The organism is Alcaligenes sp. CHO6 (genome assembly GCF_037120595.1).
Classification (GTDB): domain Bacteria; phylum Pseudomonadota; class Gammaproteobacteria; order Burkholderiales; family Burkholderiaceae_B; genus Alcaligenes; species Alcaligenes ammonioxydans.
On record NZ_JBANCI010000001.1, the window covers coordinates 962,793 to 975,233 of the forward strand.

General features: G+C 61.4%; 7 protein-coding genes. All 7 read left to right on the forward strand.

What is annotated here, in order from left to right:
- The first annotated feature begins 19 nt into the window (after nucleotides 1-19).
- Genes tssF through V6936_RS04555 form a run of 7 tightly spaced genes read left to right on the forward strand, consistent with a single transcriptional unit; the run spans nucleotide 20 to nucleotide 12,440 of the window.
- Nucleotides 20-1,738: a type VI secretion system baseplate subunit TssF gene (gene tssF / locus V6936_RS04525; protein ID WP_336579484.1), complete on the forward strand. Its 1,719-nt coding sequence runs from the start codon at nucleotides 20-22 to the stop codon at nucleotides 1,736-1,738.
- Nucleotides 1,702-2,730, forward strand: coding sequence for a type VI secretion system baseplate subunit TssG (gene tssG, locus V6936_RS04530; protein ID WP_336579486.1), 1,029 nt, complete (start codon nucleotides 1,702-1,704; stop codon nucleotides 2,728-2,730). The genes tssF and tssG overlap by 37 nt, the downstream gene beginning before the upstream one ends.
- On the forward strand, nucleotides 2,717-5,398 hold the full coding sequence (tssH, locus tag V6936_RS04535) for a type VI secretion system ATPase TssH (protein WP_336579487.1): 2,682 nt from the start codon (nucleotides 2,717-2,719) through the stop codon (nucleotides 5,396-5,398). The genes tssG and tssH overlap by 14 nt, the downstream gene beginning before the upstream one ends.
- A 3-nt stretch (nucleotides 5,399-5,401) precedes the next feature.
- Nucleotides 5,402-8,287, forward strand: a complete 2,886-nt coding sequence (tssI, locus tag V6936_RS04540) for a type VI secretion system tip protein TssI/VgrG (protein WP_336579488.1) — start codon at nucleotides 5,402-5,404, stop codon at nucleotides 8,285-8,287.
- A 13-nt stretch (nucleotides 8,288-8,300) separates the two neighbouring features.
- Nucleotides 8,301-10,802 carry a DUF2169 family type VI secretion system accessory protein gene (locus V6936_RS04545; protein ID WP_336579489.1) on the forward strand — a complete coding sequence of 834 codons (2,502 nt, stop codon included), beginning with the start codon at nucleotides 8,301-8,303 and terminating at the stop codon, nucleotides 10,800-10,802.
- A complete protein-coding gene (locus V6936_RS04550; protein WP_131070585.1) occupies nucleotides 10,799-11,755 on the forward strand; it encodes a pentapeptide repeat-containing protein in 957 nt (318 codons plus the stop codon). The genes V6936_RS04545 and V6936_RS04550 overlap by 4 nt, the downstream gene beginning before the upstream one ends.
- Nucleotides 11,756-11,768: 13 nt before the next feature.
- Nucleotides 11,769-12,440 (forward strand): DUF3540 domain-containing protein, encoded by a 672-nt coding sequence (locus V6936_RS04555; RefSeq protein WP_336579491.1) that lies wholly within the window; start codon nucleotides 11,769-11,771, stop codon nucleotides 12,438-12,440.
- Nucleotide 12,441 lies beyond the last annotated feature (1 nt).

Sequence of the window (12,441 nt, forward strand, 5' to 3'; positions counted from 1 at the left end):
GTGCTCCAGGGAAATGGGAATGTTGAATCGATACTACGAACAGGAACTGCATAATCTGCGCTCCTTGGCCGCTGAGTTTGGGCGTCGCAATCCCGCTCTGGCCCCCTTGCTGGGCAGTGCGGCCGCGGTCGATGCGGATGTAGAGCGTCTGCTCGAAGGCGTGGCCTTCATGACGGGGCTTGTGCGCCAGCGTCTGGACGACGATTTTCCTGAGTTTGTGCAAAGTCTGGCGCAACTGATGTTTCCGCAGTTCCTGCGGCCGGTGCCGTGCATGACCATCATGCAGTACAGTCCGCGCAGCGTGACAGGTGAAACCTTGCAGGTGCCGGTCGGTACGACTTTTTCCTCTTCCGGCGAGCGCGGTGAACGCGCGGTATTCAATGCGATTTATCCAGTCGCTGTTGAGCCTTTGCGTCTGGAACACGCCTATTGGGATGCAGGCCAGCGCGCCAGTCAGGTGCCGGCGCTGGTGCTGGAACTGGCTCTGACAGGCTTGGATGCCGCTCAATGGGAAGGGAACTCGTTACGGCTGTGGCTGGGCGGCAGCGAGACGGTGGCCAGCGGCTTGTTTCGAATTCTTATGCGTGACACGCGCGCCATCTATGTCGGCTCGCCCCAAGGCAGCATGGTGCGGCTGGAGCCGGCGTGTCTGCGTCCGTTTGGCTTTGACCCCGCCTATCCCTTATTACCCTGGCCGGCAGGCGCGCATCCGGCCTGGCGCATTTTGCATGAATATTTTGCCCTGCCTGAAAAGCTGCGTTTTCTGGAACTAAAGGGACTGGAGCGCTGGCGTGCCCGCCAGGGGACGCGGCTGGTGTTGCGTTTTGAGTTTGACCGTCTGCCCGACTGGGCTCCTGAGGTCAGTGTGGACAATTTTGTCTTGCATGCGAGCCCGGCCGTCAACTTGTACCCCCTGGATGGCCAGCCCTTGTACGTGGATCACCGGCAGCCGGAATATCGTATCCGGCCAGTCACGGGGCGTCAGGGTGCTCAGATTTACAGTGTGGACCGGGTGGACCTACGCAGTGCGGATGGGCTGGAACAAGGCTATCAGCCGGCCAGCGACTGTGTGCCGGGCGCCCAGTCCTATCACATTCGCGTACGTGCCTCGGCACTGGGCTCGGGTTGTGAGCATTATTTAAGCTTGCCAGGCGCTGGGCTGGTGCAAGACGGTGAGCAGGTCCTGTCCTTGCGCCTGAGCTGCACAGACGGCAGCGGGCCGGATGATCTGCGCCTGGGCGAGATCTGCGAGGCGACCGACCGGTCGCCGGTGCGGGTGACCTTCTCCAACATCACCGGGGTCACCTCCTATCGCGAACCCTATCTGGCGCAGGATTTGCTCTGGCGCGTGCTCTCGCACATGCAGGCCAATCAGATGGCGCTGTCCAGTGCCGAGAGTCTGCGCAAATTGCTGTTGCTGTATCTGCCCGAGCAACGCGGGGAGTCCGGGCAGCGGGCCGCCGGATTGCGCCAGATCGAATCTATTCAGCAGGTGCAGGTGCAAAGCCAGCGGCGCATGGTGCGCGGCATGCCTGTGCAGGGCAGTACGGTTCGCATCGAGTGCGCAGGAGATCATTTCTCAGGTCCCGGCAGCCTGTATCTGTTCGGTTCTGTCTTGAACGAATTTTTGTCCGGCTGCGCCACGATGAATACCTTCATCGCCTTGACGCTGCATGACACGGTCCATGGGGAGACGCTGCAATGGCCAGCGCAAATCGGTCAGCAACGCCTGTTGTAGAGGCTGGGCTGCTGCAGGATTTGCAGGCCCAGGCCCCCCAATACAGCTTTTTCCAGGCGGCGCGTTTGCTGCGCCAGCATCTGGGCGACGATGCGGCCTTGCGCGAGCGCGTGCGTATTCGGCCGGCACTGACATTGGCATTCCCCGAGTCGGATCTGGCCAAGGTCGAACGCGGTGTCGATGGCCGTTTTCATATTGAAGCCAATTTCTTTGGCTTGTATGGGGTGACCTCGCCGCTGCCCACGTTTTATACCGAGGACCTGATTCAAGAGGCGATGCAGGGATATTCGGCCCGCCGCGACTTTATCGACATTGTGCATGCGGCGCTTTATCCGCTGCTGTATCAGGCTTGGGAAAAGTATCGCATCTGGCTGGCTGTGCACGAGCGTCGTGACGGCCAGCGCCTGCGCCAGCTATATGCCCTGGTAGGGCTGCGTGAGACGCCTGAGCGCCAGGATGATGCGCAGGCGCTCCTGCCTTTTGCCGGCAATCTGGGCATGAAGTCACGTTCCGCCTTGGGTTTGCAAAGCCTGTTGGCAGGTTTGTTGGGGGGCTTGCCGGTGCGGGTCCACCCCTGTGCACCGCGCTTTGTCCGCATTGCCCCGGTCTATCGCAGCCGCTTGGGCGGACAGGCCTGTAGTTTGGGTGAGGACAGTGTGCTGGGCGAACAGGTGCTCGATTGCGCCGGCAATGCCGATATCGAAATTGGCCCTTTGCAGGCCGAGTTGTTTCACGACTTATTGCCGGGTGCGCCCTTGTTTGATCGGGTCAGCCGCACCGTGGCCTGGTATTTACAGGCTCCGCTGCAGTGTGAGCTGCAGTTGTGGCTGGAGCCGCAGCAGCGCCAGGGGGCCTGTCTGGGCCGGGGTTGGCAGCGGCTGGGATGCAATACATGGCTGGGCCAAGGCCGTAGCCGCGTACTGGCCGAGCGGCCGGTGCGTTTCGGCTTGAATCTTTTTACTGCGGAGAACGATGATCATGATGCTCGTTGACTTAAAGCCTTTGTTTGCCAGGCTCAATCCCTTGTGCACAGCGGCCGTGGAGTCTGCCGCAGGCCTGACCCTGGCACGGGGGCATTATGAAATCAGCATTGAGCACCTGTTGCATCGCCTGCTGAGCGAGACGGGCAGCGATCTGGCTCACATTCTGGCCCAGAGCCAGATTGATAGCCTGCGACTGGCCGCCCAATTGGAGGATGCACTGGCACGCTTCAAAAGCGGCAATCCGGGTCGCCCGGTTTTCTCGCCCATGCTGACGGAGTGCTTGCAAGACAGCTGGCTGGTCGCCTCGGTCAATCTGGGGGGCCGCCATGTGCGTAGTGGTGCCGTGTTGCTGGCCTTGTTGATGCGGCTGGGTTATTACGCCGCAGGTACACCGTGGGGCGAGAGTTTGCGCGCCCTCTCCAGTGAGCAATTGCACAAGCAGTTTGCCGCCTGGACCGGGACGTCGGCTGAGCAGGCTTACGAGCCGCTCGACGCGTCCAAGGGGGCACCGCCCACGGCGACCTCGGCCGCTGATAGCGCACTGGCGCGGTTTTGCGAAGATTACACCGCCAAGGCGGCGCGCGGTGAGATAGATCCGGTATTCGGGCGTGACGATGAGATCCGCCAGATGATCGACATTCTGGCGCGTCGTCGCAAGAACAACCCCATTTGCGTGGGTGAACCCGGCGTGGGCAAGACAGCGGTGGTCGAGGGGCTGGCCTTGCGCATCGAGCAAGGCGATGTGCCGGAGTTTTTACGCGGTACCCGCTTGCTGGGCCTGGACCTGGGGCTGCTGGAGGCCGGGGCGAGCGTCAAGGGAGAGTTTGAGCAACGGCTACGTGGTGTGATTGATGCCATCAAGGCCTCACCGCAGCCCATTATCTTGTTTGTCGACGAGGCGCATATGCTGATTGGCGCCGGTGGCGCCAGCGGTGGCAGCGATGCCGCCAATCTGCTCAAACCGGCCTTGGCGCGTGGTGAGCTGCGCACCATTGCCGCGACCACCTGGGCCGAGTACAAGAAGTATTTCGAGCGCGATCCGGCCCTGACGCGACGGTTTCAATTGATTCGACTGGACGAGCCTGACAGTGCCACGGCGGTGCAGATACTGCGTGGGCTCAAGAGCCGCTACGAGGCGGTGCATGGTGTGAGCGTGCGCGACGATGCCTTGCAGGCCGCAGCCACCTTGTCGGAGCGCTACATCACGGGTCGACAGTTGCCGGACAAGGCTGTGGATTTATTGGATACGGCAGCAGCCCGCGTGCGTATCAGTCTAGGAGTCAAGCCTGCCGGGGTGGAGCGGATAGAACGTCGTCTGGCGGGTTTGGCCCGCGAGCGTGAGGCCCTGGAACGCGATCAGGCGCACGGTCATCGTATCGAGGCGGCGCGTCTTGAGCAGATCGATGCACACGTGCAGCAGGACCAACAGGATCTGGATGCGCTGGTCGAACGCTGGCAGGCCGAACGGGCAGCTGCCGAGCAGGTCCTGGATTTGCGGCAGCGTCTGGCCCGCTTGCAGGCAGACCCCGACAAGGCCGGACCTGAACACGGTGATGCGGCGGTGGAGCCGGACTTGTCGCCCGAGGATTTGACCCAGGCGTTGAGCCAGGCACGCGAGCAATTGTGCCGCCTGCAGGGCGATGCCCCTCTCTTGTTTACGGAGGTCGGGCCCGATACGGTCGCGCAGGTGGTCTCGGACTGGACCGGCGTGCCACTGGGCAAGATGCAGCGCGATGGGGCCAGTGCCGTGCTGGGACTGGCGGGGCAGTTGTGTCAGCGCATCCGGGGTCAGGATGAGGCCCTCGCGCAGATAGCCCAGGTGCTTAAGGCGGCGCAGTCCGGCTTACGCGATCCGCGCCAGCCGCTGGGCGTGTTTCTGTTGGTCGGTCCTTCGGGGGTGGGCAAGACAGAAACAGCGCTGGCGGTGGCCGATGAGATGTTCGGCGGTGAGCAGGCGCTGACCACCATCAATATGAGCGAATTTCAGGAAAAACACACTGTCAGCCGGCTGGTCGGCTCACCTCCCGGCTACGTGGGCTATGGCGAAGGCGGCGTGCTGACCGAGGCTGTCAGAAAACGGCCCTACAGTGTGGTGCTGCTGGACGAGGTGGAAAAGGCTCATCTGGATGTGGTCAATCTGTTTTATCAGGTGTTTGACAAAGGCTCGCTGGCCGATGGCGAAGGTCGGCTGATCGACTTTTCCAATACGGTCATTTTCCTGACCAGCAATCTGGCCACCGACATCGTGACGGCCGCCCGGGTCGAGACCCCCCCGCCGCAGACTGATGAACTGGCCGAGCGTATCCGCCCGACACTGTCGCAGCATTTCAAGCCGGCTCTGCTGGCGCGCATGACGGTGGTGCCCTACGGCACGCTGTCGGATGAGGCTTTGGCGCAGATTGTGCAGATAAAACTGGCTCGCATCGTGCAGCGCTTGCAAGTTAGCAATGGGTTGAGTCTGGAATTTACCCCCGCAGTTGCTCAGGCCATTGCGGCGCGTTGTACCGAGGTAGACAGTGGCGCGCGCAATATCGACTTTATTTTGCGCAAGAGCCTGTTGCCGGCGCTGTCTGACCGGGTGTTGGCCTGGATGGCCGACGGTGATGGCTCGACCGCCTTGAGTGTAGATGTGGGCCCGCAGGCATCGCAGCCCTGGGTGATACGGATGGGGAGCTAAGGCATGCTCAATGACTACGATACCGAACAGGCCTTGGCCAGCTTCCGTTGTGGCCTGGCCGATCCTGACCTTTTTCTGGTGACGCGCTGGTCCGGCGAGGAGGCCGTGTCGCGGCCTTATCGTTTCGAGATCGAGCTGGCCTCCGCACGCGACGATATCGATCTGGAAGAACTGCTGGGAGCGCGTGCTACCTTGAGCGTGCTTGATGCGCAGGAGCGTTGGCTGCCCTGGCACGGCATTATTACCGAATTGCGGCAGACGCATCGTGATGATGGCTTTGCCCATTATCGAGCCGTGCTTGAGCCGCAAATGGCGCTGCTGCGCATGTTTCGCCTGTCGCGGGTCTATATGGAAGCCGATGCACAGGCAGGCGGTAAACCTGATCTGGGCACCATCATTCGCATGGTACTGGCGCAGTGCGGCCTGAGCCGGCAAGGCGAGCCAGCCCAGGATGCCGGCGCGCAGTATTGCCTGCGTTTGCCCTCCGACCTGTTGATGGCGACGCGCACTGCGTTTATTTGTCAGTTCGAGGAGAGCAGCCTGGACTTTCTCTCGCGGCGACTGGAGCACGAGGGCGTCTACTACTGGTTCGAACAGGGCGCAGACCATGAAATTCTGGTGTTTGGTCATGAGCGCACGGACCAGCCTCGGCAGGCTGTCCCCCTGTATTGGCGACCGGCCGGTGCCTTGAGCGGTGAACAGAATCGGATTGGGGTTTCGCGTTTCGATCATGCGCTGAGTGTGTCGCCGCGCTCGGTGGTGCTGCGGGATTTCTCGGTTAGCCAGCCTTCATTGAATCTGACCATGAAAGCGGCTATCGACCCGCAGGGGCAGCCGCCACAAGACAGGTTCGATGGCGTGGGAAGTGTGGAGATCTATGGGGCCCACTTCAGCAAGCAGGACGATGGCGAGCGCATGGCGAGCTTGCGTGCCGAAGAAATTGCCTGCCAGCGTAGTCGTTTTCAGGGTGTGGCTTTGGCGCCGGGAGTACGGGCCGGTTATCCCGTGCAGTTGCATGAGCATTTCCGCCACGATTTCAACCAGCGCTACTTTGTGATTGCGCTGCGCCACGAGGGGCGCCAGCCCTTGCCGCGCCAAAGTGGTGCGGCGGGGCATGAGCAGGTTTTTTATCAGGCTTCCTTGACGGTGCTGCCCGAGGTGCGTCAATTTCGCCCGGCGCGCGTCACTCCCAAGCCCCGTGTGGTTGGCTTCTTGAGCGCGATCGTCGTGGCCGAAGGCCAGGGCGAATATGCCCAGATCAACGAGCACGGTTGTTACCGCATACGCTTTTTGTTTGCCCCTGTTGATGCGAATCGCCCCGATGGTGGCAACTCCGCCTGGGTGCGCATGGCCACGCCGTATGCGGGCAGCCAGCATGGCATGAATTTTCCTTTGCTCAAGGGAACGGAGGTGCTGGTGTCGTTTCTGGGCGGCGACCCGGACCGGCCGGTGATTGTTTCGGCCATTCCAAACGAAGAAAATCCTAGCATTCGCAATCAGGATACGGCGACTCAGCCGGGCTTGCGCACGGCCGGTCAGAATGCTCTGGAGTTCGAGGACAGACTGGGCGCCCAGCATACGCGTTTGTCCTCGCCTACGCTGGGGAGCACTTTCCATCTGGGCGCGGACCCGGCCAGCCCCCATCGCTCGGGCGTGCGTCTGAGTACACAGGGGCATATGGGCCTGCTGGGACGCTCGTTCATTCAACAAGTGCCTGGTGTTTACCACCTGGAAGTGGGCAACAAGGGCAATGTTGATACCGATCCCGAACCGCGCGAACGCCTGAAGCAGGCACAGAATCAGGCCATGGCCGACTTTCTGGAAGAGGAGGCCAGCTTGCCGACGGCCACCGCGCCCGTGCAGATGAAAGCCCTGGAGGCCAAACGGGCGCTGTTGGCGCAGATGTTGGCCCAACTGCAAAAGAATGCGCAGGCCACGGCAGGCGGGCAGCCTGATCTGGATGGGGCCTTAAAGCAGTTGCAAGCCCTACTGGCCAAACTAGATAGCGCTTTGGACAGGCTCGAGCAAGGCAAGTCCGTATCTGAGGAACCGAAAAAAGAAGGGGAGGCAGCGGGCGAGGATACCGGAGACAAGAAGGATACGACGGAGGCAAAGAAGGAAAAAACGTCCAGCGAAAAGTTCAAAGAACTGATGGATGAGATCAATCAATCGGCCAAGAAGGTCAAGGAAGGGACCGATGGCTGGGTGGATGTGTCCTACATCAAGGCACCGGAAAAGGTGCTGGATATTTCGCTGCTGAATGTCAATCCCATCAAGATATCCACGTCGCTGGGCGCGGAAGTCAGTGCCTCAGCCTCGCTCAAAAGCAGCATTACCGTGGGCTATAGCGTGGGGATCAAGTATAGCGGCTCCAAGGAGCTGGATCTGCGCGACTACACCAAAGTCGAGTTGAGCGATCAGAGCCGCATTACCAAAGGCGATGAGAAGAAGATCATCCTGGGGGCCGAGAAACGGGTGGTGCGCAGTCAAAGCACCAAGGTGGTGGATATGGAGGGCACCTATGGCAAGCAGTCCATTACGGTGGCCAATGCCTACTCGCTGACCAGCCGCACAATCAAGTATGTCGTGGGAACCGGAGGAATCGATACGCTGGTCGCTGGCAATGCCACCGTAACTGGAGCGCCCACGTCTTTGCTGTCCTGGGAAGTCCTGATCTCCAAGATCAAGATCAGCAAGGCTCAGGTCGTGATTAAAGCGGGTAATGCCGGTGTGATTCTGGAATCCATGTCCATGACGGGGCAGCTCAAGGTGAAAGACACGGTGGTTTACATGAAGGCTCCCATGATTGATGTGGCCGGCCAGAACGTACGCATCAATGGCACGGCCTCGGTCAATATCAAGGCCAACGGCATTGTGAAGCTCAATTAGGAACATTGCCCCTATGGATATCGACAAACCCGATGATGTGCTGCTGATGCAGGCCTACCATGCCCAGGCAGGGCAAGCGCGCTGGGTGGTGACCTTGGGCTATGTCTGGCAAGCGGGCGGATGCCTGCCCGAAGCCCAGGCCTGGCCGTGGTTGCTGGCGCATTTTCCGGATGAGGCCTTTGATGCGGGTTTGAAAAAGACACGGGGCAGTTATGGCGTAGCGGGACAGGCCTGGGCGCCCCCTGGGCAGCACACGACGGCCATGGCGGTCCAGGTCCAATTGGGCCACTTGCAAAAAACCCTCCATGTGCATGGCACGCGTCGCTGGCAACACACGCTGGCAGGTTGGCGTGCCAGTGCTGCCGAGCCGTTTCAGTCGCTGCCCTTGACCTTGCGCCAGGCGTATGGTGGCGCAGGCTACAACGAAAACCCATACGGTTGCGGGTGGTTGAAAGACCCGGAGCAGGCGCAGGGTGTCTTGCTGCCTCATACCGAACATCCGGATACGCCGGTGCTTTCGCCGGCTGACCGATGGGGGCCGGCGATATTGACGCGTCTGCCCGCTGGCGCTGGCTCACGCATGCGTTGGGTGGGGACGGTGGATGAACGCTGGGAGAAAGAGCGCTTTCCCTGGCTGCCTGATGATACTGATCCGCGATTGTTCGATGCTTTTCCTCAGGATCAGGTACGGGATGGTTACTGGCAAGGCACGGAGTCCTGGCGTGTGCAGGGGATGCATCCGCAACGACCGGAAGTGTCGGGCCGCCTGCCAGGCCTGCGCCCCCGTTTGCTGCTGCGCAGAAAAGGGAGTGAACGGATTGAGGAGGCGGTCCTTGATCTGGATACGGTGTGGCTGTTTCCTCAAGATGAACGTGTCCTGATGCTGTATCGGGCCAGCATCCCGGTCCAGCGTGCCGATGCGGCCGATGTTGCCGCTGCGGCAGTCTTTACCGAGTACGCGCACGAGCCGGCTGGCAGCCTGCCTGATCTGCAGGCACGTTGGACAGCGCTGCATGCAGCCGCTGGTGCGCAGGGTATGGCGCACGAAACACCGCAGGACAAAGAGATGGAGCCGTTGAGCGACCTGCCGCAGATGGCCGACGCGTCGCAGGCGGACCCGCAGATCCTGGCCCAGTTGCAGGACAGCCTGGAGCAAGGTCGAGCGCAGGGCAATGCCTGGATTGCGGATATGGAAGAACGTCTGGCTCCGTATAGCCCGGTTTCCTTGCCGCGCATTGCGCCTTTGGCCGCTCTGGTTCTGAGCGAAAAGGCCGAGGATAGCGATCCGCTGCAAAGCATCGAACATGCCTTGCAACAGGGACAGGACCAGTTGCTGGCGCAGGTCAAGGACGTGGCCACGCGTCTGGAGCTGGATGAAAAGCCCTTGCTGGCGCTGGCGCAATTACCTCGCGCCCCCTCGACCTCCGGACCGGTGGACATGCTGGCCGAGATACAGGCTGCCAAGGCCGGTTGGGCCGATGTGCCGCCTTCCGCCTTTGATGCCTTGGAGGAGCAAGGGACTAGCCTGCACGCTGAGTTGGCCGAAATGGATCAGCGTCTGGACAGTCTGGCTGCCGAGCTGGCCGTGTTGCAGGCTGGGTTGGCTGCTCAAGGAGCACCGCAGCAGTTTATCGACACGCTGGAGCAATTTCATGCCCACCGACAGGCGGGCCATAGCCTGCGCGGGTGTCATCTGATGGGGCTGGATCTGCGGGGTGTGGAGCTCGACGGGGCCGATCTGAGCGGCGCCGTGTTGGAAGCATGCATTCTGGCGGGCAAAAGGATCGATGCATTGAATCTGACCGGTGCTCGTTTACAGAACTGTGATTTGCAGGGCGTTGTTCTGAGCGCGGCCCGACTGGCTGCTGGGCAATGGGAAAACTGTTCGCTGGAAGGTGGCGGCTTTGCCCAGGCACAGGCCGAGCGCCTGGGAATGACGAGTTGCCGTCTGGCAGGCAGTAATTGGCATGCCGCACAGTTGGATGGCGCTGATCTGTCGCAATGCACGCTGGATCGGGCGTGTTTCTCGCAAGCGGTATTACGGCGCGCCACTTTTTCCGGCGCGCAGGGCCACGATGTGGACTGGGTGGGCGCGCAGATGGCCGATGTGCGCTTGGACAGTGGCTGCATCTTGCGTGAGGCCGATATGCGGTCTGCCGATATGCGGGGGGCCAGTATGCAGGACAGTGACTTGCGCGGCAGCCGCTTCGACCAGGCTGATCTGAGCGATGCTTTTTTACAGATCTGCGATTTACGCGCTGCGACGGGCTGGCAGGTGCAAGCTGCACGAAGCATTTTCAAAGAAGTGAATTGGACAGGAGCGCGCTGGCCCGGCGCCAATTTTCTGGATGCGGCGTTTGATTACGCCTTGATTGACCAAACCGATTGGCGTGGAGCCAATCTGTATGGAGCGCAACTGGGCAGTGCCACAGTGCGTAGCGTGGACTTGGAAGGGGCGCTGCTAGGCCATTTGCCTGACTGGGCCCGACACACACAAGGAGGTAAATCACGATGAGTTTGAGTGCAGAGCAGTTGCTGGCCCTGATCGAACAGGGCCCAATTCGAGATCTGGATTTGTCCGGCGGTCAATATAGTGGTTTGAAATTCGACGGTTTGCGGGCGGACGGATTGAACCTGCGCGGTGCCGATCTGAGCGCCTGTGATTTATCGGATGCGGTGCTGGTCGACTGCCAGTTCCAGGGGGCGCGCTTGAGCGGGGCCGCACTGAGCCGGGCGCACTTTGAGCGCTGCGATTTCAGCGGCGCGGATTTGAGCGCGGCCTCTTTGGACGATGGCTGGTGGCTGCAGTGCAATTTGAGCCAGGTGCAGGCTAGTCAGGCACTCATGCACGGCGTGACCTGGCAACACTGCGATCTGAGGGGCTTGCGCCTGCCCGAGCAAATCGGGCCGGCCTTATGGATGGATTGTGAGGCGGCTGGCTTGCAGGCGGTGGCCGCGCAGTGGTTTCAGGTTCAGGTGCGTCGCACCAGTCTGGCGCACGCGCATCTGGCACAAGGCCGTTTCGAACAATGTGCGTTTGAGCATTGTGATCTGGAGCGAGCCGACCTGTCGCAGATTGTGGCTCCGTTTCTGTCGCTGGCTTACAGCACGCTGGATGGAGCCTGCCTGGACGGGGCCCGTCTGGAGGGGGCCATATTCAATTATGCACGCTTGCCGCAGGCCAGTGCGCGCGGAGCCCGTCTGGCACAGGCCAGACTGGGGCATACGCATGCGCAGGGGCTCTGCCTGTCGGGCGCCTGTCTGGAATATGCCGATGTGAGCTATGCGCGTTTGCAAGGGGCTGATCTGAGCAGCGCGCAGGCCAAAGGCATGCGCGTACACGGAGCCGATCTGCATCAGGTGTGCTGGGATGGCTGTGACAAGCAAGACCTGCAGGGTGACGATATCCCACGCCTGCAGGCCGAGCGCTGGCGTGCCGACGCGCGCTGGACTTTGTCGGCTCTATAAAAAGGAGATGCAGATGTCTTGTCTGAGTTCAGGTTCTGAGCAGCCGTCCATCGCGCAGGAGCCCTCGCAGGTCGCTCAGTGGCAAACCGTGCCGGCCAAAGTCTATGTCCAGGCCGGCCAGCGCTGGGGCGTGCTTGGCACGATGGGCAGTTGCTTTGCACCGCTGGCAGCCTCCTGCCTGTTGCAGCCACAAGTAGGCGATCTGGTCTTGCTGACGTTCGATGGGCGGCAGGCCTACATCCTGGCGGTGTTGGAGCGCTCCGGTCAGACGGCGCAGCTGCAGCTGCCCGCTGATACCGTGGTGCGCAGTGCTGGCAGCGTCCGTGTCCAGACTGGCGGCGGTTTGCATTTTCAAGCGGCGCAGGCCGTGGTGCTGCAAGGGGCGGATGTGGCGCTACAGGCGGAACAGTATCTGTTACAGGCCCGGAACGTGCATCTGGCCGGACAGTCCCTGCACAGCTATTTTGCACAGCGGCAGGAGTATAGCGGCCAGCGTCAGCAGGTCGATGGCCAGAGCCAGCTACATGCTGGTCAGCGCGTTACGCGTGTGGCGGGACACGATGACTATGCGGCTGCCTCTCAGCGGCTGGTCATCGAGCGGGATTGGCGTGTGCGGGCCCGCAGCGCTGAGCTGCGTGGCGCCCAACGTGTGGTCGTGGACGGCCAGCAGGTGCATCTGGGCTAGG